The organism is Jeotgalibaca sp. A127 (assembly GCF_052266745.1).
GTDB lineage: Bacteria > Bacillota > Bacilli > Lactobacillales > Aerococcaceae > Jeotgalibaca.
The window spans coordinates 1-24,407 of record NZ_JBQPRC010000017.1; the positions used below are offsets into that span (position 1 = coordinate 1).

The 24,407-nt window shown below is 40.2% G+C and carries 21 protein-coding genes and 1 pseudogene; 21 read left to right on the forward strand and 1 reads right to left on the reverse strand.

The window, feature by feature from the left end:
• The first annotated feature begins 462 nt into the window (after positions 1-462).
• The 21 genes from secA to trxB all read left to right on the forward strand — a co-directional run bounded on the left by secA (position 463) and on the right by trxB (position 24,036).
• Positions 463-3,036 (forward strand): preprotein translocase subunit SecA, encoded by a 2,574-nt coding sequence (secA, locus tag ACTVAI_RS11285; RefSeq protein WP_443473472.1) that lies wholly within the window; start codon positions 463-465, stop codon positions 3,034-3,036.
• An 87-nt stretch (positions 3,037-3,123) separates the two neighbouring features.
• A protein-coding gene (gene prfB / locus ACTVAI_RS11290; protein ID WP_443486707.1) for a peptide chain release factor 2 occupies positions 3,124-4,240 on the forward strand; the annotation gives its coding sequence in 2 pieces (ribosomal slippage) (positions 3,124-3,180 and positions 3,182-4,240; 1,116 coding nt in all).
• A 256-nt stretch (positions 4,241-4,496) separates the two neighbouring features.
• A complete protein-coding gene (ftsE, locus tag ACTVAI_RS11295; RefSeq protein WP_443473470.1) occupies positions 4,497-5,183 on the forward strand; it encodes a cell division ATP-binding protein FtsE in 687 nt (228 codons plus the stop codon).
• Positions 5,173-6,060: a permease-like cell division protein FtsX gene (ftsX, locus tag ACTVAI_RS11300; protein ID WP_443486708.1), complete on the forward strand. Its 888-nt coding sequence runs from the start codon at positions 5,173-5,175 to the stop codon at positions 6,058-6,060. Before ftsE ends, ftsX begins: the two co-directional genes overlap by 11 nt.
• Positions 6,061-6,185: 125 nt before the next feature.
• Positions 6,186-6,926, forward strand: a complete 741-nt coding sequence (locus ACTVAI_RS11305; RefSeq protein ID WP_443486709.1) for a response regulator transcription factor — start codon at positions 6,186-6,188, stop codon at positions 6,924-6,926.
• Positions 6,926-8,701 carry a two-component system histidine kinase PnpS gene (gene pnpS, locus ACTVAI_RS11310; RefSeq protein ID WP_443473467.1) on the forward strand — a complete coding sequence of 592 codons (1,776 nt, stop codon included), beginning with the start codon at positions 6,926-6,928 and terminating at the stop codon, positions 8,699-8,701. The genes ACTVAI_RS11305 and pnpS overlap by 1 nt, the downstream gene beginning before the upstream one ends.
• A 252-nt stretch (positions 8,702-8,953) precedes the next feature.
• Entirely contained in the window at positions 8,954-9,856 is a 903-nt protein-coding gene (locus ACTVAI_RS11315) for a substrate-binding domain-containing protein (protein WP_443486710.1), read from the forward strand.
• Positions 9,857-9,990: 134 nt separating this feature from the next.
• Positions 9,991-10,851 carry a phosphate ABC transporter permease subunit PstC gene (pstC, locus tag ACTVAI_RS11320; RefSeq protein ID WP_443473465.1) on the forward strand — a complete coding sequence of 287 codons (861 nt, stop codon included), beginning with the start codon at positions 9,991-9,993 and terminating at the stop codon, positions 10,849-10,851.
• Positions 10,852-11,667 (forward strand): phosphate ABC transporter permease PstA, encoded by an 816-nt coding sequence (gene pstA, locus ACTVAI_RS11325; protein WP_443486711.1) that lies wholly within the window; start codon positions 10,852-10,854, stop codon positions 11,665-11,667.
• Between the two features lie 2 nt (positions 11,668-11,669).
• Positions 11,670-12,422 (forward strand): phosphate ABC transporter ATP-binding protein PstB, encoded by a 753-nt coding sequence (gene pstB, locus ACTVAI_RS11330; protein WP_443473463.1) that lies wholly within the window; start codon positions 11,670-11,672, stop codon positions 12,420-12,422.
• 59 nt (positions 12,423-12,481) lie between these two features.
• The gene (phoU, locus tag ACTVAI_RS11335; protein ID WP_443486712.1) at positions 12,482-13,141 is read left to right on the forward strand and encodes a phosphate signaling complex protein PhoU; all 660 of its coding nucleotides are present in this window, start codon (positions 12,482-12,484) and stop codon (positions 13,139-13,141) included.
• Positions 13,142-13,237: 96 nt separating this feature from the next.
• Positions 13,238-13,537 carry an ArsR/SmtB family transcription factor gene (locus tag ACTVAI_RS11340; protein ID WP_443486713.1) on the forward strand — a complete coding sequence of 100 codons (300 nt, stop codon included), beginning with the start codon at positions 13,238-13,240 and terminating at the stop codon, positions 13,535-13,537.
• Between the two features lie 79 nt (positions 13,538-13,616).
• Positions 13,617-16,460: an excinuclease ABC subunit UvrA gene (uvrA, locus tag ACTVAI_RS11345; protein ID WP_443486714.1), complete on the forward strand. Its 2,844-nt coding sequence runs from the start codon at positions 13,617-13,619 to the stop codon at positions 16,458-16,460.
• Positions 16,461-16,930: 470 nt separating this feature from the next.
• A complete protein-coding gene (gene liaX, locus ACTVAI_RS11350) occupies positions 16,931-18,454 on the forward strand; it encodes a daptomycin-sensing surface protein LiaX (protein WP_443486715.1) in 1,524 nt (507 codons plus the stop codon).
• Positions 18,455-18,472: 18 nt separating this feature from the next.
• The gene (locus ACTVAI_RS11355; protein ID WP_443473458.1) at positions 18,473-18,778 is read left to right on the forward strand and encodes a PspC domain-containing protein; all 306 of its coding nucleotides are present in this window, start codon (positions 18,473-18,475) and stop codon (positions 18,776-18,778) included.
• Positions 18,778-19,113: a phage holin family protein gene (locus ACTVAI_RS11360; RefSeq protein WP_443473457.1), complete on the forward strand. Its 336-nt coding sequence runs from the start codon at positions 18,778-18,780 to the stop codon at positions 19,111-19,113. The genes ACTVAI_RS11355 and ACTVAI_RS11360 overlap by 1 nt, the downstream gene beginning before the upstream one ends.
• 176 nt (positions 19,114-19,289) lie before the next feature.
• The gene (gene hprK, locus ACTVAI_RS11365) at positions 19,290-20,228 is read left to right on the forward strand and encodes an HPr(Ser) kinase/phosphatase (RefSeq protein ID WP_443486716.1); all 939 of its coding nucleotides are present in this window, start codon (positions 19,290-19,292) and stop codon (positions 20,226-20,228) included.
• 18 nt (positions 20,229-20,246) lie between these two features.
• A complete protein-coding gene (gene lgt / locus ACTVAI_RS11370; protein ID WP_443473455.1) occupies positions 20,247-21,104 on the forward strand; it encodes a prolipoprotein diacylglyceryl transferase in 858 nt (285 codons plus the stop codon).
• Positions 21,101-22,138, forward strand: a complete 1,038-nt coding sequence (locus tag ACTVAI_RS11375; RefSeq protein WP_443473454.1) for an NAD(P)H-dependent glycerol-3-phosphate dehydrogenase — start codon at positions 21,101-21,103, stop codon at positions 22,136-22,138. The genes lgt and ACTVAI_RS11375 overlap by 4 nt, the downstream gene beginning before the upstream one ends.
• A gap of 1 nt (position 22,139) precedes the next feature.
• Positions 22,140-23,027 carry a UTP--glucose-1-phosphate uridylyltransferase GalU gene (gene galU / locus ACTVAI_RS11380; RefSeq protein ID WP_443473453.1) on the forward strand — a complete coding sequence of 296 codons (888 nt, stop codon included), beginning with the start codon at positions 22,140-22,142 and terminating at the stop codon, positions 23,025-23,027.
• Between the two features lie 61 nt (positions 23,028-23,088).
• Complete coding sequence (gene trxB / locus ACTVAI_RS11385; RefSeq protein WP_443473452.1) at positions 23,089-24,036, forward strand: thioredoxin-disulfide reductase; 948 nt, start codon at positions 23,089-23,091, stop codon at positions 24,034-24,036.
• Between the two features lie 255 nt (positions 24,037-24,291).
• Here trxB and ACTVAI_RS11390 read toward each other — a convergent pair.
• Positions 24,292-24,407 (reverse strand): annotated as a pseudogene (locus ACTVAI_RS11390) (IS30 family transposase); the annotation flags it as partial.

Here is a 24,407-nt window from a genome sequence, read left to right on the forward strand (position 1 = left end):
CACAGCACTTACAAGCCTCTGGTGTATAGGTCAGCTTGGCGGAGATGATTTTGCAATGCAGGCCATTTCTAACTTCTTCCTTCAGCCAATCCTTATCCGTCACTTTAATATTTTTATCTTTTATTCCCAGCAGATTTAATATAGAATGTTTATGAGACAAATGAATTTCCTCCCTAAAATAAAGACTCGATACCTTCATTTTAACGGAAAAATTCATTTGTCTCTTTGTATTTTCACAAAAGGGCCATGGGCCATCAACACTTAATATTCTAGAACCACATTTCTAAAGGCTAGGACTAACCGTCCTAGCCTTTTTTGGCTATGAATTAGTATAAAAGAGTACAAAAACCCTGTTATTAATGCTAAAATGAGTAAGATGCGTGAAGTGCAAGCATTCCTGATAGGGATTTGTATCAGACAAGTACTACTAAATATAGAATTCAGAATTAGAGGAGATTTAGAATGGCCAACTTTTTGAAACGATTATTCGAAAACGATAAAGCAGAAATTAAAAGTTTAGAAAAACAAGCAGACAAAATCATTGCCTTAGCTGATACAATGGCTGCTTTGAGTGACGAGGAATTAAAAGCAAAAACAACTGAATTTCAGGAACGTTACCAAAAAGGAGAAACATTAGATCAATTACTCGCTGAAGCTTTTGCAGTAGTAAGAGAAGCGGCAAAACGTGTTCTGGGACTATATCCATATAAAGTGCAGTTGATGGGTGGTATTACCCTGCATAAAGGTAATATTGCAGAAATGAAAACTGGTGAAGGTAAGACCTTGACGGCGACGATGCCGGTCTATTTGAATGCAATTTCAGGTGATGGTGTACATGTTGTCACAGTCAACGAATACTTAGCCAGTCGTGACGCGGTTGAAATGGGTGAGTTATACCGTTTCCTTGGTCTTACTGTAGGGTTAAACGTCGCAGGGAAATCTTCTGAAGAAAAGCGTGAAGCTTATAATGCTGATATTACATATAGTACCAACAACGAACTAGGCTTTGACTACTTGCGTGATAACATGGTCGTTTATCGCAATCAAATGGTTCAACGTCCGTTAAATTTTGCAGTAGTGGATGAGGTCGATTCAATCTTAATCGACGAGGCGCGTACACCTTTGATTATTTCCGGACAAGCTGAAAAATCAACAGCCCTTTACAACCGGACAGATTTCTTTGTTAAAGGCTTGAAAGAAGAAGAAGACTACACAATTGACCTAACTTCTAAATCGATCGCCTTGACTGACACAGGAATTGAAAAATCAGAAAAAACATTCCACGTTGATAACCTATACGATGTTGACAATACAAAACTGGTCCATCATTTGGATCAAGCTTTGCGGGCAAACTTTATCATGATTCGCGATGTGGATTATGTGGTTAATGAAGGCAAAGTTCAAATCGTCGACCAATTTACAGGCCGTATTATGGAAGGTCGTCGTTATTCAGATGGACTTCATCAAGCGATCGAAGCCAAAGAAAACGTAGAAATTCAAAATGAATCCCGAACAATGGCAACTATTACGTTCCAAAACTACTTCCGGATGTATTCAAAACTATCTGGTATGACAGGTACGGCAAAAACAGAGGAAGAAGAATTCCGTGAGATTTACAATATGGAAGTTATTCAAATCCCTACTAACAAACCGATTATCCGTCAAGACTATGCTGATTTACTCTATCCAAACCTGAAGAGCAAATACAAAGCAGTCGCACAAGACATTAAAAATCGTCACGAAAAAGGACAACCGGTCTTGGTTGGTACCGTTGCAATCGAAACGTCTGAATTGCTTTCCCGTCTATTGAAAGAAGAAGGTGTTCCGCATGAAGTCTTGAATGCGAAAAATCACTTCAAAGAAGCGGAAATCGTCATCAATGCAGGCCAACGTGGTGCAGTTACGATTGCTACTAACATGGCTGGGCGTGGTACAGATATTAAATTAGGACCTGGCGTGAGAGAAGTGGGCGGTTTAGCAGTTATTGGTACCGAACGTCATGAATCCCGTCGTATCGATAACCAATTACGGGGACGATCTGGTCGTCAAGGGGATCCGGGTGAATCACAATTCTATCTTTCATTAGAAGATGATTTGATGAAACGTTTTGGTTCTGACCGGATTCAACAAGTCTGGAGTCGCTTGAACATGGATGGTGAAGGCGATGATATGGCGATTCAAAGTAAAATGCTTTCGCGTCAAGTTGAATCAGCTCAAAAACGTGTAGAGGGCAATAACTACGACACACGTAAAAATGTTTTGGAATATGATGAGGTTATGCGAGAGCAACGTGAAATTATCTATGGCCAACGTCTGGATATTATCACGGAAACAAAAGATTTGCGTACCGTAACAGTCAATATGATTGAACGTACCATTAATCGCATGGTTGAAACACATACACAAGGCGATAAAGAAACATGGAATCTTAAAGCAATCCATGACTTCGCTGGTAGTGTATTGGTTCATCCTGATTCAATCACTGAAGAAGAGTTGAAAGGTAAATCTGCTGTTGAAATTAAAGAAGATTTGACCAACCGAGCAAAAAATGTTTACGAAGCGAAAGAAAAACAACTAAGTGCAGACCAATTGCTGGAATTCCAAAAAGTTGTCATTTTACGTGTTGTGGATCAAAAGTGGACAGAGCATATCAGTAACATGGATGAACTGCGTCAAGGAATTGGACTACGTTCATACGCTCAAAACAATCCACTGACTGAATATCAAACGGAAGGTTACAATCGATTCCAAGAGATGATTGCGTCTATTGATTATGATGTAACACGTATTGTGATGAAATCAGAAATCCGTCAAAATCTGAAACGTGAATCAGTAGGAGCAAGTTCTGACATTCGCGCTGTTCGTGAAAGTGAAGCGGGAGCGAGTGAAAAAACGGAACAAATCAAACGTGCACAAATGGCGGCCATGCAAATGCGTCAAATGATGATGGCGCAACAAATGGAAAAATTACGTGCTCAAAAAGCAGCAATGGATGTAAAAAAAGAAACGCCGGAGCAAGACGAGACTGAAAAGTAAAAGCATCCGATGAAGGCTTATAAAATGTGGAAGGGCTGGAAAATGATTTCTAGCCCTTCTTGTTGAATAAAAAATAGGAGGAATACCATGGAATTAAGTGAAGTAAAAGCATTCCTGGAAACATCAGAAGAGAAAATCCAGAGCTTTGGGAGGTCTCTTTGACTTAGAGGCACTCGAAGCAGATATTGCAGAATATGAAGACCAAATGCTGGATCCAAGTTTTTGGGATGATTCCAACGCAGCTCAAGACGTCATTAATGCTTCCAATCAACTAAAGTCTGTTTATGAAACATTCAAAAAATTGGCGGCTTTGCAGGAAGATCTGCAAGTCATGTATGAAATGGTAAAAGAAGACCCTGAATCCGGTTTTGAAGAGGAACTGGAAGAAAGAGTCGAAGAATACGAAGAAGCTTTAAATAGTTACGAGCTAACGATGTTATTGAATGGACCGCACGATAAAAACAACGCCATCCTGGAAATACACCCGGGAGCTGGTGGAACTGAATCCCAAGATTGGGGAAGCATGTTATACCGCATGTTTACCCGTTGGGCGGAGAAAAAAGGCTTTACAGTTGAGACGCTGGATTATCAAGCGGGTGATGAAGCAGGTATTAAGAGTGTGACGCTTCTTATAAAAGGTCTGAATGCTTATGGGTATTTAAGATCTGAACGGGGTGTTCACCGATTGGTTCGTATCTCACCGTTCGATTCAGCAGGAAGAAGACATACGTCGTTTTGTTCAATCGATGTCATGCCGGAAATTGCAGCCGATAATGCAGAGATTGAAGTAAACCCAGATGACATTCGGGTAGATACTTACCGGGCAAGTGGGGCTGGGGGGCAACATATTAACAAAACCTCGTCTGCCATTCGGATTACGCATATCCCAACAGGTATCGCCGTTCAAAGCCAGGCGCAACGTTCCCAATTCCAAAACCGCGATACAGCAATGGGAATGCTGAAAGCTAAGTTATTCCAGTTACAAGAAGAAGAGCGGGAAAAAGAATTGGCAGCGATTCGGGGCGAACAAAAAGAAATCGGTTGGGGTTCTCAAATACGTTCCTATGTTTTCCACCCGTATTCAATGGTCAAAGACCACCGTACCAATCATGAAACCGGCAATGTACAAGGAGTGATGGATGGCGATTTAGATCCATTTATTGATGCATTCTTGAAGATGAACATTACAAACGACGAACAATAAGATACTGGGACAGGCAGACGGGAATTCATATTCTGGTCTGCCTTCAATATTAATTTTCAAGAATCCGCTTCAAAAAACTGTCATATTTTGAAATATAAATGTAACCAAACTAAAACAGCAATAATGAGCGAACGTGCTATAATGATTTGGCGTACCGAAGAGATAAAGTCAACCACTGTTTAATTCCCGCAAACATCTTGTTTGGGGATTTTTTTAGGAATATTGTTCAGCCAAAAATAAAAAGATAGGTGATTACATGATTGAGATGGTAAATGTCTCAAAAGTTTACAAAAATGGCGTAACGGCAGTAAATGATCTTAGCGTGAAAATTGATCAAGGCGAATTCGTATATATAGTTGGACCAAGTGGGGCAGGGAAATCTACTTTTATTAAAATGCTTTACCGTGAAGAAAAAGCTACAAGTGGCTCTATTAAAATCGGTAAATTTGATTTAATGAAAATAAAAGAACGTGATGTTCCAATGCTACGCCGTTATGTTGGCGTTGTTTTCCAGGATTTTAAATTATTACCACGCTTGACAGTTTTTGAGAACATTGCCTATGCAATGGAAGTTGTAGAGAAAACACCAAAACAAATTGAAAAGCGCGTCTTCGAGGTTTTGGATCTTGTGAAGTTAAAACATAAAGCGCGTATGTTCCCGACGGAATTATCCGGTGGGGAACAACAACGGATTGCAATTGCACGGGCTATTGTTAATATGCCAGGAATTTTGATTGCCGATGAACCGACAGGTAACTTGGATCCTGACACATCTTTGGAAATCATGAATATATTGGATGAGATCAATTCACAAGGTACGACCATCTTGATGGCGACACATAATAGCCAAATCGTTAATGATATTAAGCACCGTGTGTTGGCGGTTGAAAATGGCCGCATTGTAAGAGATCAATTAGAAGGAGAGTATGGCTATGAAATTTAGAACCATGGGACGTCACATTCGCGATGCATTCAAGAGTCTTTTTCGGAATGGGTGGATGTCTGTGGCAGCAATAAGTGCTGTTGCAATGACATTAATCTTAGTGGGTTCATTTATAGCAATCCTCTTTAACGTAAATAAACTCGCAAGTGATGTCGAAAATGACGTAAGCGTGCGTGTGTTTATTGACTTGGCAGCAGAAGAGGAAAATAAAGAAACTTTAAAAGAACAACTAGAACAAATCCCGAATGTTGAAACGTTGACATATTCAACGCGCGATGAAGAATTGAATAAATTAATTGGTAGCTACGGTGAAGAATTTAATTTGTTCGGCGGGGATGACAATCCTTTGCATGATGTATACATTTTGAGCACGAAAGTGCCGGAACAAACAGGTGAAGTAGCAGCAGCTGCTGAAAAACTGGAGTATGTTTCAAAAGTCGAATACGGTGGGACAACGGCAGAAAAACTATTTGATACAATTGCGACGATGCGGACTATTGGCTTGGTTATCATTATCGGTCTGTTGCTGATTGCAGTATTCTTGATTTCAAATACAATCCGGATTACCATTTTCTCGCGTAGTACGGAAATTGAAATTATGCGACTGGTGGGAGCCAAGAACAGCTATATTCGTTGGCCATTCTTGATTGAAGGAGCAGTAATCGGATTGATTGGGGCTTTAATCCCAACAGGCATTCTGATTTTTGTATACCGATTCTTGTATGATCTGGGAACCCAATACTTAATTGGCTCAAATTTCGGTTTGTTATCACCGGCACCATTTATCTATTACCTTGGTTTAGGTTTAGTGGGTGTCGGGGTGCTGTTAGGCTCAATCGGATCAGTACTTTCCATGACACGTTTCTTAAAAGTATAATGTTTTATATACAATCGGCATTGCTTTCGACAGCAATGTCGATTTTTTGTTAACTTTTCAATTATCCTTCATAATGATAGAATGAAAATGAGAAGGATATATTAGAATGATTTCAGGAGGACGAGATGAAAAAAGTTTTAGTTGTGGATGATGAGGAATCCATTGTTATTTTGCTGTCTTATAACCTAGAAAAAAATGGTTATGAAGTCATTACAGCTCATGACGGCAAGGAAGGCTATGATTTGGCGATGAGCCAATCTTTTGACTTCATTATTCTCGACTTGATGTTGCCTTCGATGGATGGCATGGATATTTGTAAACGACTGCGCCAAGAAAAAATCGAAACACCGATATTAATGCTCACCGCTAAAAATGACGAGTTGGAAAAAATTATTGGTCTGGAGTTGGGCGCGGATGATTACATGACAAAACCATTCAGCCCACGTGAAGTTTTGGCTCGGATGAAAGCCATCTTACGCCGCACGGGAAATCTTCAAAATAGTGATTCTTCAGATGAAACGGCAGAGCAAGTTGCTTTAGAAAACGAAGTAATAAAAGAAGAAAAAGTGGAAATAGGCGAAATCATTATTTTTCCAGACTTATATGAAGTTCAAGTTAGAGGTGAAGTGATTGACATCACTCCAAAAGAATTTGAACTCTTGCTTTACATGGCAAAAAGAGCGAACCGTATTTTAAGTCGTGAACAGTTATTGAATGCCATTTGGAACTTTGATTATGCAGGTGAAACACGGATTGTGGATGTCCATATCAGTCATTTACGCGAAAAAATTGAAGAAGATACCAAAAAACCACAATATATAAAAACGGTAAGAGGCTTTGGCTACAAATTTGAGGAATCAAAATAATGCGCAAATTTACAAATCAATTTATGGCCATCTTCATTGGACTCTTTCTACTCCTGTCAATGGGAGTAGTTTTTTATACCAATCAATTGGTGTATAGAGTCACTAGTGAAACAATGACAGCGGAAGTCGTGCGGCATGGCGAAACCTTAGCGGAAATAATGGAGCGCGGGTTTTTAAGCGAGGCCAAGAATGTCCAAACGGCTGTTACACATCTGGATTCCTTGCAGTTTTTTTTAGAAGAAGAGGACGACATAGCTTTTATCAACAATTCGGGTAAATTAATTTACTCTTCTAATGCCTATTACTCTTCTGTTGAAAATCAAGCTAATACAAGGGAAATCCGTCGTGTTATCGAAGGCGCTGATCGTGGTACCAGCGGTATTGTTAAGAACACAGCAGGCAACAGCGAATTCCGAGTGGCAGTTCCATTATTTAATGGTAATGAGGAACAAGTAGGTATTTTACGTTTAACACATGAATTGCGCGATTTGGATGGACTGAAAAATGCGCTCATTCGATCCGTTTTCGTGTTTAGCTTTGTCGCTATCTTGATGGCGGGATTTATTGCTTACTACTTATCGAATCGGATATCGAAACCATTAAAAGGAATCTCTAACGTCATTGAAGGTATTTCAGATGGTGATTATTCCAATCATTACATAGGTATCGACTACCCGGAAGTTGCAGAACTAGGCGATACCGTTAATCAGCTGGCCGAAAATCTGGAATCCAAGAATCGGGAAATTATTCAGTCGAATGAGCGGCTGACAGTTTTGGTAGATAGGTTAGTGATCGGTGTAGTCTTATTGGATCATAGACAGCAAATTCAAATGATGAACCCAGCTGCACATGAAATTTTAGGTATTGATGATCGTTTATTGGGACACACTTTCCTGGAAATGACGAAAAGTTATGGTCTCGTTCAAATTATTCAACAAACCTATCAAGACCACCAAAATAAACATGAGGAAATCTATATTTATCACCCTCAAGATCGTATATTAGATGTCAATACCATGATTGTTCCCAACATCATGGGGCAACAAATAATCGTTCTTTTATATGATATTACGCAAATACGCCGATTGGAAAAAGTTCGGACAGATTTTGTTTCGAATGCTTCCCATGAACTAAGAACCCCTGTTACAGCCTTAAAAGGATTTGCAGAAGTGCTCCTGGATGGTGCCATGGAGGATCCGGTCACGACAAAACAATTTTTGGAAATCATCTATAAGGAGTCGAAACGTTTAGAGATTTTGGTTAATGATATTCTCGAGCTTTCTCGGGTCGAACAAAAACAGGTGCCAATGAAACAGGAGGAAATCAATCTTGAAGAAGTCGTACGCGCTTGTTTCCGGGTGATTCAACCTCAAGCCGATGTGAAAAAAATCAAGTTGCGTTTTTATTCCTCGGAACCAAATGTCATTATGCTCCAAACAGACCGCAGTCGCTTAGAGCAAGTGCTGAATAACTTGATCATTAACGCTGTAAACTATACGGATACCGGTGGCAAAGTTTCCGTAATGATTGAGCAAACAGAAAAAGAAGCGGTTATACATGTTGCGGATACTGGAATTGGTATACCCGAAGAAGATATGGGTCGCATATTTGAAAGATTTTACCGAGTGGATAAAGCACGTAGCCGAAATTCGGGTGGAACAGGATTGGGGCTTTCAATTGTTCGCTATCTGGTCCAAAACTTGAATGGAAGGATTAGTGTCAAGAGCACGCTGGGAATCGGAACCACCTTCACAGTTCATCTCCCAATAAAGTAACAAACTTCTTTCTACACATGTAATTTACATATTCTTTACATAAAATTTACATTCCGCAAAAAAGCCCTGAAAACCCCCTGGTTTCTCAGGGTTTTTTAATTTAAAGCGTAAGAAAACGGTATCTTTCTTATTGCATTTAAATTTATACCTAAAAAAATCTTTACATTAAACCATGCAGAAAATTTACATTCGAAGAATAGAATAAGAGTAAGGCAATGAGCCCAAGACACTAAAAAAGGATGGTAATCGATAATGCAATTGAAAAGCCTAAGTAAGTTAGTATTGTCTTTAGGAGCTGTAGGTTTTTTAGCAGCGTGTGACTCAGCAGCAACAGACGAAGAAGCAACAGGATCAGCAGAAGGTTCCGCAACATCTGGTGAAATTATTGTAGTATCTCGTGAAGATGGTTCAGGAACAAGAGGCGCGTTTACAGAAATTACAGGCGTTTTAGCTGAGGATGAAAACGGAGAAGAAGTTGATCAAACTTATATCGAAGCTGTTATTCAAAACGGTACCGAGGGAGTTCTTTCAACAGTAGCTGGAGATGCAAACGCAATTGGTTATGTGTCCTTAGGTTCATTAAACGATACGGTTAAAGGCGTACCGGTTGATGGCGTTGAACCAACAAATGAAACTGTTCAAGATGGTTCATTCCCTATTTCTCGTAACTTCAATATTGCTTGGGGTGGCGACCTTGATGCAGTTGCTCAAGACTTTATAGATTACATCCTTTCAGCAGAGGGACAAGAAATTGCAGTCGGTGAAGGTTATGTAGAATTCGTAACTGGCGCAGAAGCTTATGCAGGTGACGGATCACAAGAGGGGACAATTTCAGTAGTAGGTTCTACTTCGGTAACGCCATTAATGGAAGTACTTGCTGAGGAATATTCTAAATTGAACGAGGGCGTTCAAATTGATATTACTTCTAACGGTTCTTCGGCTGGGATGACAGCGGCTATGGACGGAACTGCAGACATTGGTATGGCTTCTCGTGAATTGAAAGAAGAAGAAGAAGCTGAATTAGAATCAACAGCAATCGCAGTTGATGGTATTGCAGTTATCGCAAATAAAAACAATAGCGTTGAAAGTTTGACACTTGAACAAGTACGTCAAATTTTCACTGGTGAATTAACTGAATGGGAAGAGGTTCAATAATCTTCTGACCGATGGAAAAGGCCAGTTATCTGGCCTTTTTTTTTTAGAAGTGGTATAAATATTTTAGCTATTATTTTGCGTTGAAATATGGTATTGTCTCATTTGGGAAACCCCAGGGTAAGGGAGAGGGAAATATGCAAAAGAAATATTTTTGGGAACATTTCATGAAATGGGTATTTATAGCATCTGCATCCATTTCGGTCATTTCCATCATTGTTATTTTTTATTTTATTTTTGAAGGCGGCCTTCCATTCATGTTGGACTATGGAATTGGCGACTTCCTTTTTGGGTCTGTATGGACTCCATCTAACTCAACACCACAATTTGGTATTTTACCGATGATTATCGGCTCGATTGTTATCACAATTGGAGCGATTATTATTGGAGTACCTACAGGGGTGTTTACTTCCGTTTTTATGGCACGTTTTTGTCCACCATCGTTGTATAAATTTCTAAAACCAGCAGTAAATATGATGGCTGCGATTCCTTCAATCGTCTACGGTTTCTTCGCATTACGCGTTATTGTACCGTTAATGAAAAACTGGGTAGGTGGAACGGGTATGAATATTTTGACAGCCTCCATTTTATTGGGAATCATGATATTGCCAACGATTATTGGAATGTCAGAAGCTTCATTACGCGCTGTTCCAAAAAGCTACTATGAAGGTAGTGTGGCGCTAGGTGCGACACATGAACGTTCCGTTTTACGCGTTGTTGTTCCAGCTGCTAAGTCCGGGATTGTGTCATCGGTTATTTTAGGTGTCGGTCGTGCGATTGGGGAAACAATGGCTGTTATTCTTGTAGCCGGTAACCAACCACGTATTCCATCAAGCTTGACACAAGGTGTTCGTACAATGACAACGAATATCGTACTGGAAATGGCATACGCTGCCGGACAACACCGTGAGGCCTTGATTGCAACTGCCGTGGTACTGTTCATCTTTATCATTATTATCAACGGTGTGTTTTCAGTCGTGAAAAGGAAGGAGATCTAGATGGAAGCGAAACTAATTAGATTTTTTGTTTACTTCTTTAGTTTTATAACATTTGCTTCGTTACTCTATATTATTGGTTTTATTTTAGTTAATGGGATTTCAGCCTTGTCGCCTGAAATGTTCGCTTGGAAATATACGACAGATAACGTATCCATGATGCCTTCAATCATTACGACCTTTATAGTTGTCATATCTTCATTGCTTATTGCGGCACCTATCGGCGTATTTACAGCTTTTTATTTGATTGAATATGCAGATACAAGTAATAAATTCATAAACATTATCCGTGTCGCAACAGACACACTATCTGGGATTCCTTCTATTGTTTATGGTTTGTTCGGGATGTTATTTTTCGTTCTTTTCCTGGGATTTCAATATTCACTGATTGCTGGAATTTTAACTTCAGTAATCATGGTATTGCCAGTTATTATCCGTTCCACTGAAGAAGCGTTATTATCTGTAAATGTTTCTCTACGTGAAGGGAGCTTCGCTCTGGGAGCGGGTAAAATACGGACCATCTTCCGAGTTGTACTTCCTGTTGCCATGCCTGGTATCTTATCAGGAATTATCTTGGCGGTAGGCCGTATAGTTGGTGAAACGGCAGCGTTGATGTATACACTTGGGACATCAACCAACTTACCAACCAATGCTTTCCAATCGGGTCGTACACTAGCACTTCATATGTACGTATTATCGAGTGAAGGGATGCATGTTAGAGAATCCTATGCTACTGGTGTGGTACTGATTGTCATGGTACTAATTATTAATGGTCTTTCAACTTGGCTAAGTAACCGATTAACAAGAGGAGCGAAATAAGTATGAGTAAATTAAGCATTTCTAATATGAATCTCTGGTATACAGATTTTCAAGCGCTAAAGAATCTAAACATGGAAATCAAAGAAAATGAAATTACTGCTTTCATTGGACCTTCCGGCTGTGGGAAATCTACATTTCTAAAAAGCTTGAACCGTATGAATGATTTGGTTCCGGGCTGTCGTATTGAAGGTAAATTATTGTTGGATGGCGAAGATATGTATGCATCTGATTTTGATGTGAATCAACTTCGTAAACGTGTCGGAATGGTTTTCCAACATCCAAACCCATTCCCAATGAGTATCTATGATAACATCGCTTACGGACCACGTACACACGGTATCAAAGACAAGAAAACTTTGGATGAAATCGTGGAACGTAGTTTGAAAGGTGCCGCAATTTGGGACGAAGTAAAAGATGATTTGAATAAAAACGCATTGCGTATCTCTGGTGGTCAACAACAACGTATTTGTATTGCACGTGCTTTGGCAGTGGGTCCAGAAGTCTTGCTTATGGACGAACCAACCTCTGCACTTGATCCAATCTCAACTGCAAAAATTGAAGACCTTGTGCAAGAACTTAAAGGTGATTATACAATCGTCATGGTTACGCATAATATGCAACAGGCTGCCCGTGTGTCTGATAAAACAGCATTCTTCTTGACAGGAGAAATCATTGAATTTGGCGATACTACCGACATCTTCTCTAATCCACAAGACAAACGTACAGAAGATTACGTATCAGGTAGATTTGGGTAATTAGTCGTTTCATGATAAAATAGAGCTATAAAAATCAGTTGAATAAGGAGTGCGCGCAAATGAGAAGAATATATGATGATGAATTAAAAACGATGCATGCTCAATTTACTAAAATGGGTTTAATGGTAAATGAAAATATTTTATTGGCAGTTAAAGCGTTCATTAACCACGATAAAGAGGCAGCAGATCGTGTGAAAAAGAATGACCATGCTATAAATGAAATCGAAATAGCAATCGAAGAAATGTGCTTCAAATTAATTGCGCTACAACAACCTGTTTCGAGTGACTTGCGCTCTATTGTAACGGTTATGAAAGCCAGCTCGGATTTAGAACGTATGGGAGACCATGCGGTCAGCATTGCGCGTTCTGTCATTCGTGTTAAAGAACGTCACAACAAACGTATTCCAATGGTTGAAGGTAAGATTGCCGATCAAGCGGATATCGTCAAGCAAATGGTTGAAAATGCTCTGGATGCATACGTACGCATTGATGTGGACGCAGCTTATAAAATTGCTGAAACTGACACACATGTCGATCATCTATATGTAGAAATCAACAAGCTTACGATGAAGGAAATGGCGATGGATCCCGAAGTAGTTCCTGGTGGGACAGACTATATTGCAGTTTCCGGTTACTTGGAAAGAATTGGTGATTACGTCACCAATATCTGTGAGCGTATCGTCTACCTAAAAACAGGTGAACTTTCAGAATTAAACTAATTTATTCAGGTAAGAAAAGGCTGGGAACTAATTCTCAGCCTTTTTTTTTATGTTCTGGTAAAATTAGGGAGAAAATGAACCCAAGGAGGGTAGTGGATGTTAAATCAAATGGATCCGGAAATTACCAATCAAACCATTAAAATGTTTAAGATACTGGGAGACAAAACGCGATTTAGGATTTTGTACTTGTTAGAAACCAAGGAGTGGCATGTCAATGCGATTGCCGACGCATTGGAGATGGAACAATCCGCTGTTTCCCATCAACTTAGAAAACTCAAAGAAGCCAAATTGGTGAAAAGCCGCCGTGTCGGAAAGAATATTTTGTATAGTCAAGAAGATTCTCACGTTTATGACATCCTGCACTTGGCAATGGAGCATGCGGCTCACACCCATTAGCAATTGCGAACTAGTGTTCTTTTTTATTGTTTCGTGGTATGATAGAAAAAATATAATCTTATTAAAAAGGAAGAAAAACATGGCAAAAGACCAAATAGTCGTGCGTGGAGCACGTTCTCATAATTTAAAAAATATTGATGTAACGATTCCTAGAGACCAGTTGGTTGTTGTGACCGGATTGTCGGGCTCGGGGAAAAGTTCACTGGCTTTTGATACGTTGTATGCTGAAGGGCAAAGACGATATGTCGAGAGTCTTTCGGCTTATGCGCGTCAGTTTTTGGGCCAAATGGAAAAAGCAGATGTTGATAGTATTGATGGTTTGAGTCCAGCGATTGCGATTGATCAAAAATCTACCAACAATAACCCTAGATCAACTGTTGGAACGGTAACAGAGATCAATGATTATTTACGTTTACTGTTTGCCAGAATCGGTCATCCTATTTGTCCCAATGATGGAACAGAGATTAGTAGTCAATCACCGGAACAAATTGTCAATCAAGTAATGGAACTGCCTGAACGTACGCGGATGCAAATAATGGCTCCAATTGTTTACGGTAAGAAAGGGCAACACAAAAAGGTTTTTGAATCAATCAAAAAGCAAGGCTATGTCCGTGTTCAAGTCGATGGTGAAATTTATGATATTGGAGATGTACCTGAATTAAATAAAAATACGAATCATAATATTTCTATTATTATTGACCGGATTGTGGTCAAAGAAGGTATTCGTTCGCGTTTATACGATTCAGTGGAATCAGCATTAAATTTAGCTGATGGGTATGTCGTTATTGACATCATTGACGGGGAAGAAATGATGTTTAGTGAACATTATGCTTGTCCGAAGTGTGGCTTTACAGTGGGGGAAATTGAACCGCGGTTGTTCTCATTTAATGCACCTTATGGGGCTTGTTCAGAATGTGATGGATTGGGATCTAAGTTGGAAGTCGATGCGGACTTGGTTGTTCCTGACCGTCAACTAACCATTGCGGAGGGCGCTTTAGCACCCTGGAACCCCATCAGTTCAAACTATTATCCGGAAATGTTACGCCAGTTTTGTGAACAGTATGAAATTGCGATGGATGTGCCGTTTGAGGATTTACCATCGGAACATCAAGACTTGGTTTTAAAAGGGACAAAAGGTGAAAAGTTCCACTTTTACCATAAGAATGAATTTGGTACAGTTCGGGATGTGAATATGCCCTTTGAAGGAGTCATGAACAATATCAGCCGTCGTTACCACGAGTCTTCGAGTGATTTTACCCGTCGTGTGATGCGTGAATACATGACAGAATTGGCTTGTCAAAAATGTCATGGCGATCGTTTGAATGAACAAGCTCTGGCTGTAAAAGTAGCAGGAGAAAATATTGCAGAAGTCACCCATTATTCCATCGACTCAGCGATCAGCTTCTTTGAAAACCTGAAATTGGAGGGCGCAGAGCAAGAGATTGCAGCACCAATTTTAAGGGAAATCAAATCGCGTTTGACTTTCTTGCGTAACGTTGGATTGAAGTACCTGACATTAAGCAGGATCGCGGGCAGTTTATCAGGGGGAGAAGCGCAACGTATTCGTCTGGCTACGCAAATTGGTTCCAATCTATCAGGTGTTCTGTACATTTTGGATGAACCTTCTATTGGTTTGCACCAACGTGATAATGACTTATTGATTGAGTCCATGAAAAAGATGCGGGATTTAGGTAACACGCTAGTCGTTGTGGAACATGACGAAGAAACCATGATGCAAGCTGACTATTTGATTGATATCGGACCAGGTGCAGGGGAACTGGGCGGCCAGATTGTGGCTGCTGGAAAGCCTGAAGAAGTGATGCAAGTAGAAGAATCCATCACCGGTCAGTATCTAGCTGGCAAAACTTTTATTCCCGTACCAGAAGAAAGAAGAGCGGAAGACCGAGGCGAAATCCTGGTTGAAGGTGCCCAAGAGAACAACTTGAAAAATGTTGATGTATCCTTTCCCATTGGTCGTTTTATTGCCGTCACGGGTGTCTCTGGTTCTGGTAAGAGCTCATTAGTGAACCGCGTGTTAAAACCTGCCTTATCTCGTGAACTAACCAGGACGAAAGAAAAACCCGGGAAGTTTAAGCGTATTTCCGGTTATCATGAATTGGAAAAAGTGATTAATATTGATCAAAGTCCTATCGGAAGGACTCCGCGTAGTAACCCGGCTACATACACAAGCGTTTTTGATGACGTACGGGATCTCTTTGCCAGTACAAATGAAGCGAAGATTCGTGGCTATAGTAAAGGACGTTTTAGTTTCAACGTTAAAGGTGGTCGTTGTGAAGCGTGTAAGGGTGACGGGATCTTGAAAATTGAGATGCATTTTTTGCCAGACATTTATGTACCATGCGAAGTCTGTCACGGACACCGCTATAATTCCGAGACACTGGAAGTGAAGTACAAGGGGAAAAATGTCGCGGAAGTTTTGGAGATGACGATTGATGAGTCGTTGGTTTATTTTGAAGCTGTTCCGAAAATTCGTCGCAAACTCCAAACCATTTCCGATGTAGGCTTAGGATATGTTACGCTAGGCCAACCTGCTACAACCTTATCCGGTGGTGAAGCCCAACGGATGAAGTTGGCGAGTGAGTTACAACGTGTATCGACTGGAAAAACCTTATATATTCTGGATGAACCGACAACTGGTTTGCATACGCATGACATCGCGAAGTTGTTGGAAGTGCTGCAGCGTCTCGTTGATCAAGGGAATACAGTATTGGTCATTGAACATAATCTGGATGTTATTAAAACAGCCGATTATGTGATCGATATGGGACCAGAAGGTGGCGTTGGGGGCGGAATGGTTATCGCAACCGGGACCCCTGAGGAAGTCGCTGAAGTGAAAGCAAGTCATACAGGCCTTTATTTGAAGAGGGTCATGGAACGTGATAAGGCTCGTAACAAACAATAAAAAGAGACGAGCGGGTTGTCTGTTATTGCACGTTTTCAAATAAATGCTCATATGTAGGATAGGGTCTGGGAATAACTCCCAGACCCTTATCTATTTACGAATACTTCAACACAAACGTGCTCAAAAAGGCAGCCTCGACGCCACTTTGTCATGGTTGTTGCTGCTTCAGCAGCTTACAAACATGATACACTTGGGCGTTAGCCCACAGTGCCTCTATAATAATGCTCAGATGGTCTGCGACCATCTTGTGCTTATTCGTTCCAGTGGTTCGGGGCTAAACGCCTTTTTGAGCACTCTCTTTTTGTGTTGCCCTCTACCTATCTCTAAGTATTGCTGTGTAAGCGGAAATCAACCTTAAGACCTATGACTTCAATCTAGAATCTTGGCATAATAGAAACATAAGATAACAACCCTTTCAGATGGTAGATAGCAAATAGGCTTTGTGTTGAAAAGATATAGGAGGAAAGATCATGAACGAAAGAGAACGCATTTTAGCATTGGTCAAACAAGGCATCATTTCAACGGAAGAAGCAATTGAGCTTCTTGAAAATTCAGCTAAAAAACAAGTTAAAGAAGAAGCGCTTAAAAGTGAAGCGCAAGATTTTACTGTGACACATGAAAAAATGGAAGAAGCAGAGCCAACTGCTGAAGAAACACAGAAAGCGACAGACAAAAAGGACAGAGAAAATTTCGAGAAAATTTTAGAATCACTTGCTAGTGAAATTTCTTATTTCTCTTCCAGGGTAGATGAAAAAACTGAGGCATTACAAATCTTGCGCCGCCAAATCAGTGCGAAAGAAGAGCGCAGACAGGCAATTGCTACCCAGGAAGAACTGGAAACAATGACACCGGAACTGAGTATGGAAGCATTACGTTTGGACGAGGAACTCGAAGCACTTCGTTCCCAAGAACGTTCCTTGCGTCAAGAAAAAATTAAAATGGAAGAACAAATGCGCACATTGAAAAAAGAGCAACTCGAAACGAATGTGAAATCATTCGGGGAGAAGTTTGGTAATAAAGAAGAGTGGAAAGAAACTGCGAGCGATTTGGGAAGTAAATTAAACAAACTTGGTTCTCAACTTGGTCAATTTGTGACTGCCACTGTTAATAGCATTACAGATAATCTGGAGTGGAAAGAAGTAGACTTGAACATGAACATTCCAGGACTGGTTACCAGCAAATTTAAACATGAATTCAATTTTGAAAATGCAACAGCGACGATTCTGGATTTCCAACTGGCAAACGGAAATATCCAACTGAAAAAATGGGATAAAGAAGATATCCATGTCGCAGCTGACGTCAAAATTTATGCGAAGTATGAAGAAGAAACACCGTTGGCGGCATTTGAAGCACGTAGCAACATTGAAATTGATGAAGATCAATTAACTTTCCATGTTCCAAACAAACGCATTCGCTGTGATGTAGTTGTTTCACTTCCAGAACGGGAATATGACTATTTGGCAATCAAGTTGCTAAACGGAAACGTAAGCGTAGATGACTTCAAAGGGAAAGATATCTACTTGAAGTCAACCAATGGGAATATGGCATTTAAAAACGTTGAGGCAACGATGTTGGAGCTTGATGGAGGAAATGGTCATATCACCATCATGGACAGTCGTTTAGTAGATGTGATCGCAAAATTGATTAATGGCGATATTACAGTTAAGAGTCACGTCTCCAGTTCACACCTGTCCATCATCAATGGTGATATCCGCATTACCCACACAGATTTAGAGGTCAAACGGATTGAAGCGACCTCTGTAAACGGAACGGTTAAACTATCCATCCCCGAAGATAAAAGTATCGAACTGGATGCGCATAGTTCCTTGGGAAGCATTAAAAATCGCATGGAGAATGTGGAAGTCATCAATCAACGTGATGAAAAAACAAATAAACATTTACAATTCCGCAGAGTCGTCGACAATGCCCCAGTTATGGTAGAATTAAAAACAACAAATGGCAGCATCTTATTAAAAGATGCAGATGCATACTAATAAAAGAGAGGGATAATCATGAAAAAACTAACAAAATCAGCTACTGACAGACAAGTGAGTGGTGTACTAGGTGGATTGGCTGAGTACTTTGGAATTGACTCAACGATTGTTCGTATTGTTTTCTTAATCTTCGCTTTTGCAGGCGTGGGATCGCCGGTCTTTCTCTATATCCTGTTGGCGCTATTGATGCCTGAACCAGATAGAGGTGCTCGTGATCAAACACAGTATGACAACCGTGAAAGAACGGCTCGCCGTCGTCCACGTAAAGAAGCAAAACCCGTAGAAAAAGAAAAAACGGATAAAGACGACTGGAGCGATTTCTAATGGGCTTCTGGCAGAAAATAGGGGTTAGTACGGTCGTATTTTTGGCCTTGGCCTTTTTCTTGCCGGGGTTCACGGTCACAAGTGGTTGGACTGCACTAGGAGCGAGTCTCGTTTTGGCCTTGGTAAATATTTTTGTGAAACCGATTCTTCACATTCTTTCTTTTCCAATAACCATTCTTACGCTCGGTTTATTTAGTTTCATCATCAACGCATTGATGCTTACACTAACTTCCGCCTTGGTGGGACCAGGTTTTCAATTCAGCTCCTTTGGCGTTGCCTTACTCGTTTCCTTAATCCTTTCACTTGTCCAAAGTGTAATTGAAAATCGTAATTAACAAGAGTCGAGAAGAAATTCTCGGCTCTTTTTAATTTTTATTAAGCAAATTATTCCAGAAAAGCCTCTAAACTTTTTGCCTTTCTTACAAGCCCCAATAATGTTAAGATTAATAGGAAAACTTGAATTGAGAATCGAACGAGAAATCATACTATATTTATAGAGTGAGGGAATGCAATGCCGAATAAAGTAACCATTAAAGAACTGATTAAGGCTTCTACATTTAAAGTTATTATTGGCGAAGAATTTTTAAATAAAGAAATTACGTCAACTGAAATCCACCGTCCAGGCGTTGAACTAACAGGCTATTTCAATTTTTATCCGTCTTGGCGTGTCCAACTTATGGGCCAAACGGAAACATCCTTTTTAGCGCGGATGTCTTCAGAAGAACGCTTAATCATCATGCGTCGTCTTTGTCAAAAAGAGACACCTTGTTTCATCATTGCGCGTCGCATCGATCCGCCTGCTGAATTGATCAAAGCGTGTCAAGAAGCTGGTATTCCACTGTTGCAAGCTACATCAAAAACGACTCGTGTATCAAGTAATGTCACAAACTTCCTGGAAAGTCGCTTGGCTGAACGTATATCCATGCACGGTGTATTGGTGGATGTATTCGGGATGGGCGTCATGATTACCGGTGATTCTGGCGTTGGAAAATCTGAAACAGCCTTGGAATTAATCCAAAAAGGGCACCGCCTCGTTGCGGATGACAGGATTGACCTTTATCAACATGATGATGATACCTTGATGGGGGAAGCACCTTCTATTTTACGTCATTTGATTGAAATCCGTGGTATCGGCATAATGGACGTCATGACTTTATTTGGAGCTGGTGCCGTCAAACAAACGAATGAAGTCAACTTAATCGTTAACTTGGCCTTATGGACCCAAGATAAAAAATTTGAACGTCTAGGTACTGATGAAGAATTAGTTTCAATTTTAGATGTCCAAATACCAAAGATTACGGTTCCTGTAAAAACAGGTCGTAATTTGGCGATTATCGTTGAAATGGCAGCTATGAATTACCGTGCGAAAACGATGGGTTATAATGCAGCAGAAACATTTGAACGGAATTTAGAGAACCTGATCAAGGAAAATTCGCGCAAGGAAATTTAGTTTAAATGGAGGAATAAAATGAATAAACTTTTAGCGGCTATTGATCCCATAGCGATTAGGATCGGCAGTTTTGAAGTAGCCTGGTATGGTGTCATTATCGGCATCGGGATAATGATTGCCATGTATCTTGCTTCTAATGAAGGTGACCGTAAAGGTATGCCTCAGGATTATATTCTGGACTTGGCTTTCTGGGCAGTTCCAATCGCAATACTAGGTGCAAGAGCTTATTATGTGCTGTTTGAACTTGATTATTACTTGGCGAATCCCGGTCAGATTCTGCAAATTTGGAACGGGGGCATAGCGATTTATGGTGCCTTGATTACGGGGGCCATCGTCGTTTACTTCTTTTCCAAAAACAAAAAGGTTCCATTTATGTTGACTTTGGATGTTTTGGCTCCTGGCGTATTGATTGCACAGTCAATCGGACGTTGGGGTAACTTCATTAACCAAGAAGCCCATGGTGCAGAAGTAACCCGTGAATTTTTGGAGGGCTTGTTTTTACCGGAATTCATTATTAATCAAATGAATATCAACGGTGTCTATTACCATCCGACCTTTCTTTATGAATCACTCTGGTCCCTATTGGGCTTTTTAATTATTTTATATCTACGCAGAAGACCTAAATTGCTTCGTGAAGGGGAAGTCTTTTTCGCTTATGTCATTTGGTATGCCTTTGGCCGTTTCTTTATCGAAGGTATGCGCACGGACAGCTTGTATTTATTTGCCAACATCCGTGTCTCACAATTGCTTTCTATCGTGTTGATTGTGGCGGCAATTGCTGCCTGGGCTTTCCGTCGGTATAATCACTATCCAAAAGATCCCTATTATACGGAAATTAATCTGGGAATGAACACGTCGAAGGAGTTTAAAAAATGAAAAAAATTGCCGTTTTAGGAGCTGGATCCTGGGGGACAGCTTTAGCAATGGTCTTAAGTGAAAATGGCCACTATGTTAATATTTGGGGAAACGTCCCGGCGCAAATTGACGAGATTAATGAAAAACATACAAATGAGCATTATTTACCTGGATTAAAGTTGAGAGAGACGATTGTGGCTTACACAAAACTGGAAGAAGCGTTGAAAGATGTTGATTTTATTTTATTCGTCATTCCAACAAAAGCGATTCGTTCTGTCTCACAACAAGTGAATGCCATTCTTGATGGAAAGCAAAGGCCCATTTTGATTCATGCAAGTAAAGGCTTGGAACAAGTAACCCATAAACGTATTTCAGTGATTATCGACGAAGAGATGGACGCTGACAAACACAATGGAATCGTTGTTTTATCCGGACCGAGCCATGCAGAGGAAGTTGCCAAAAGGGATATTACAACCATCACGGCCGCTTCTTCATCAACGGCTGCTCGTGCAGAAGTTCAAAAATTATTTATGAATAACTACTTTCGGGTTTATACAAATGGTGACGTCATCGGGGTTGAACTAGGCGCAGCATTGAAAAACATTATCGCTGTTGGTGCTGGGGCATTAGTAGGCCTTGGCTATGGTGATAATGCCAAAGCGGCTTTAATTACCCGTGGATTGGCTGAAATCAGCCGTTTGGGCGTTGCATTTGGTGCAGATCCCTTAACTTTTATCGGGTTAAGTGGCGTGGGTGACTTAGTTGTTACAGCCACAAGTGTTCACTCCAGAAACTGGCGTGCTGGAAACTTGATTGGTAAGGGCGTGCCATTGGATGAAATATTGGCGAATATGGGTATGGTTGTGGAAGGTGTTGAAACAACTAAAGCGGCCTACGAATTGGCTCAAGAAAAAGGAATCGATATGCCAATTACGACTGCCATTTACCGTGTCCTGTTTGAAAATGCGCATGTAGATGAGGTAATCGAAGATCTTATGTTACGAGATAGTAAAGCAGAACATAGCACATCTAAACTGAAATCGGAGGAAGAATAAATTGAAAAAAGTTAAAAAAGCAGTTATTCCAGCAGCAGGATTTGGAACACGTTTTTTACCGGCAACTAAAGCAATGGCAAAAGAAATGTTACCCATTGTTGATAAGCCAACCATTCAGTTTATTGTAGAAGAAGCAATCGAGTCAGGTATAGAAGATATTTTAATCGTAACTGGAAAGAGTAAACGTCCAATCGAGGACCACTTTGACTCCAATGTTGAATTAGAAACAAACCTAAGAGATAAAGGTAAAGATGATTTATTGAAATTGGTTCAAGAAACAACAGGGATTCGTATTCATTTTGTACGACAATCTTATCCACTGGGATTAGGGCATGCAGTTCTCCAAGCGAAAGCATTTGTAGGAGATGAACCATTTGTGGTTATGTTGGGTGACGACTTAATGGTGGACGAGGTTCCTTTGACAAGGCAACTAATTGAAGGTTATGAAAAAACGTACGCTTCAACGATTGCAGTTATGGAAGTACCCCATGAAGAGACTTCGAAATATGGTATTATCGATCCAGATAACCAATTGGAAGAAGGACTCCTAAATGTACGTCGTTTTGTGGAAAAACCAAAACCCGAAGATGCACCGAGTAACTATGCCATTATCGGTCGTTACTTATTGACACCAGAAATCTTCGAAATTTTAGAAAAACAAGAAGTTGGAGCAGGTGGCGAAATTCAATTGACGGATGCCATTGACACATTGAATAAAACACAACGTGTATTTGCCAAAAACTTTAAAGGTCAGCGATTTGATGTGGGAGACAAATTTGGTTTCTTGGCTACTAGCATTACGTATGGCCTTCAACATCCAGAAATGAAGGATAAATTAAAAGATTATATTATTACGTTAGGTGAAAGCCTTGAACAGGCAGAAAAATAGCCTAAAATAACGAACCTCGTTATAATAAAGAAGTAAATGTTGGTATTGAAGGGAGAAAACCATGGAACAAACAGAAAAAATTTACGATGTTGTCATCATCGGTGCAGGTCCAGGCGGTATGACAGCGGCCCTGTATGCGTCTCGTTCGAATTTAAGAACGCTTATTTTAGAAAGAGGCGTTCCAGGAGGAGAGTTAATCAATACAGCGGAAGTAGAAAACTATCCTGGTTATGACTCCATCTTGGGCCCAGAATTAGCGGATAAAATGTATAATAGTGCAATGCGTTTTGGTGCCGAGCATGTCTATGGAGACGTGAAAGGTATTAAACAAGAAGACAATTACCATATTATTGAGGCTGGTAAGAAAAGTTATAAAACAAAAGCGGTTGTTATTGCAACCGGCTCACAGCATAGAAAATTGAATGTTCCCGGTGAAGACCAGTATAACGGACGCGGTGTTTCTTATTGTGCCGTTTGTGATGGCGCCTTTTTCCGTAACAAAGAACTTGTCGTTGTAGGTGGCGGGGATTCTGCAGTTGAGGAAGGAACATACTTAACACAATTTTCAGAGGTTGATATTATTCATCGCCGTGATTCATTGCGTGCCCAAAAGATTTTACAAGATCGTGCATTCAAAAATGAAAAAGTAGATTTTGTCTGGGACACAGTGGTAGAAGAAATTCAAGGTGATGGTAATAAAGTGACTGGTGTTATAACCAAAAACGTAAAAACCGGTGAAGTTAGTACGCACGCTACTGATGGTGTGTTTGTATATGTGGGTATTTTGCCACAAACGGATGCTTTTGTAGACCTTAACATCACTGATGAAGAAGGTTGGGTTTTGACCAATGAGTATATGGAAACAACTGTACCTGGTATTTTTGCAGTTGGTGATGTACGGAAAAAATCACTGCGTCAAATCACTACAGCAGTGGGTGATGGTGCGGAGGCCGGTAACCGTACTTTCCATTATGTAGAATCATGGAACGAACGCAACGAAGTTAAATAACTGTAATTACTCACCCATTTCTCATGATGGGTGAGCTTTTTTGTATTTGTTATCTTCACCATATCGAAATGCGATAGACCAAAAAGCTATGAGAATATTGCTATTATGCGATGGCGTCGTCAGAAATATTGACGGTAATAAGGGAATGTGCTATTCTATTACAAATACTGGTAAAATGAGTGAACGCTCATAATTACCTTGAAAAGCACTTGTAGATGCTTTTTTTATTTTGTAAACTTCTTACATTTTGATTTGTCAATTTAAGCTAGACAAAGTAGATTCGTCTAGGTAACTCAAAAATACTTCCAGTGGCGTCTGGTATGCCAAGGATTTTCGTGGGATGTTATTTCGCTTGTTTGCAACCGATGAAA

What these genes read in the sequence shown, in the direction of transcription:
- secA (WP_443473472.1), top strand. Translation starts at nt 463, where the DNA reads ATGGCCAACTTTTTGAAACGATTATTCGAAAACGATAAAGCAGAAATT.
- ftsE (WP_443473470.1), top strand. Translation starts at nt 4,497, where the DNA reads ATGATTGAGATGGTAAATGTCTCAAAAGTTTACAAAAATGGCGTAACG.
- ftsX (WP_443486708.1), top strand. Translation starts at nt 5,173, where the DNA reads ATGAAATTTAGAACCATGGGACGTCACATTCGCGATGCATTCAAGAGT.
- ACTVAI_RS11305 (WP_443486709.1), top strand. Translation starts at nt 6,186, where the DNA reads ATGAAAAAAGTTTTAGTTGTGGATGATGAGGAATCCATTGTTATTTTG.
- pnpS (WP_443473467.1), top strand. Translation starts at nt 6,926, where the DNA reads ATGCGCAAATTTACAAATCAATTTATGGCCATCTTCATTGGACTCTTT.
- ACTVAI_RS11315 (WP_443486710.1), top strand. Translation starts at nt 8,954, where the DNA reads ATGCAATTGAAAAGCCTAAGTAAGTTAGTATTGTCTTTAGGAGCTGTA.
- pstC (WP_443473465.1), top strand. Translation starts at nt 9,991, where the DNA reads ATGCAAAAGAAATATTTTTGGGAACATTTCATGAAATGGGTATTTATA.
- pstA (WP_443486711.1), top strand. Translation starts at nt 10,852, where the DNA reads ATGGAAGCGAAACTAATTAGATTTTTTGTTTACTTCTTTAGTTTTATA.
- pstB (WP_443473463.1), top strand. Translation starts at nt 11,670, where the DNA reads ATGAGTAAATTAAGCATTTCTAATATGAATCTCTGGTATACAGATTTT.
- phoU (WP_443486712.1), top strand. Translation starts at nt 12,482, where the DNA reads ATGAGAAGAATATATGATGATGAATTAAAAACGATGCATGCTCAATTT.
- ACTVAI_RS11340 (WP_443486713.1), top strand. Translation starts at nt 13,238, where the DNA reads ATGTTAAATCAAATGGATCCGGAAATTACCAATCAAACCATTAAAATG.
- uvrA (WP_443486714.1), top strand. Translation starts at nt 13,617, where the DNA reads ATGGCAAAAGACCAAATAGTCGTGCGTGGAGCACGTTCTCATAATTTA.
- liaX (WP_443486715.1), top strand. Translation starts at nt 16,931, where the DNA reads ATGAACGAAAGAGAACGCATTTTAGCATTGGTCAAACAAGGCATCATT.
- ACTVAI_RS11355 (WP_443473458.1), top strand. Translation starts at nt 18,473, where the DNA reads ATGAAAAAACTAACAAAATCAGCTACTGACAGACAAGTGAGTGGTGTA.
- ACTVAI_RS11360 (WP_443473457.1), top strand. Translation starts at nt 18,778, where the DNA reads ATGGGCTTCTGGCAGAAAATAGGGGTTAGTACGGTCGTATTTTTGGCC.
- hprK (WP_443486716.1), top strand. Translation starts at nt 19,290, where the DNA reads ATGCCGAATAAAGTAACCATTAAAGAACTGATTAAGGCTTCTACATTT.
- lgt (WP_443473455.1), top strand. Translation starts at nt 20,247, where the DNA reads ATGAATAAACTTTTAGCGGCTATTGATCCCATAGCGATTAGGATCGGC.
- ACTVAI_RS11375 (WP_443473454.1), top strand. Translation starts at nt 21,101, where the DNA reads ATGAAAAAAATTGCCGTTTTAGGAGCTGGATCCTGGGGGACAGCTTTA.
- trxB (WP_443473452.1), top strand. Translation starts at nt 23,089, where the DNA reads ATGGAACAAACAGAAAAAATTTACGATGTTGTCATCATCGGTGCAGGT.